Below are 943 nucleotides of genomic sequence, written 5' to 3' on the forward strand. Positions count from 1 at the left end.
ATAACCTTCAGCATCCAAACGTCCGCCGAGCATGCTACGCTCGTCACTTTTCTTCCAAATCGCTCAATTTGAATTTTTTGGTTTCTTTGCTGATTTAGGGTTTTGGTTTATAAATGAATCGGTTAGTTTGTTTTAAGTTTGTAAAAGCCCTGTTCCTTGGTTTTGAAAGTATCGTTGTCAACCGGTTGGCCTAACAAACGGCTCAAGAGGGATTGCCAACGCGTGGCGGTTTTAGTGCAAAATTGAAGTTCAGCGTTTACAGTGTGTTTTTTGGGTTCGGCGGTGCGTTGTCAACCCCTTAGCCGGGCGTTATGTGTTGGATGAGTTTTTAGGGTTAACTCGACGATTTCATTGAGAATTCGTTCCGTGTTTTCGGCAAGTTAGCTTGGTCGAAATGGATTCTTGAAAGAGCTTTAATTGGTCACGTCCAAGGTTCTTGGATTGCCTCAATTAAGTTTTGGATCTGGTTTGCGTTGAGTTTCGCCAGTTCAAATCGCTTTAATTGAAATGTCTTTTTGACTGACTCTCTTGCTGAAGTTCAGCTCTGAAAATCTGGTGACGTAAAAGGTTTGGTTGTGGCTGAAAGGGCGTTTTCTTTGTTGTTGATTCTGCAAGTGGCTCTCTTTGGCTCAGATCGCTGTGAAATTTAGGGTTTGGTAAGCATTGATTTTTTATGTAACTTATTCTAATTCCTTTTATTTCTACGGTGGTTTACTTTGAATTCACGGTAAAATTCACATAACAAGCAATTCAAGTGGATTCTCAACGCGTGGCAGTTTTACTATGCGTTGAGTAAAGTGTTTTACGGTGCAATGCAGCGGCTTGGCCAGTGCGTTGTTCACCACTTAATTGGGCGTTATGCAACTCAGGTAAATTTAAGGGTTCAATCTTTTGGGATTTCTTCGGCCATTCGTTTGAGCTGTCGGCAAATAAGCATTTTCGC

General features: G+C 41.6%; 1 protein-coding gene. It reads right to left on the reverse strand.

Going from position 1 to position 943, the window contains the following annotated elements; translation table 11 throughout:
• Positions 1-762: 762 nt before the first annotated feature.
• Positions 763-943: hypothetical protein (locus tag AACR75_RS00095; RefSeq protein WP_047691329.1), on the reverse strand; the 181-nt coding region annotated here is incomplete at its 5' end.

The organism is Vibrio sp. ZOR0018 (assembly GCF_963865925.1).
Taxonomy (GTDB): Bacteria; Pseudomonadota; Gammaproteobacteria; order Enterobacterales; family Vibrionaceae; genus Vibrio; species Vibrio anguillarum.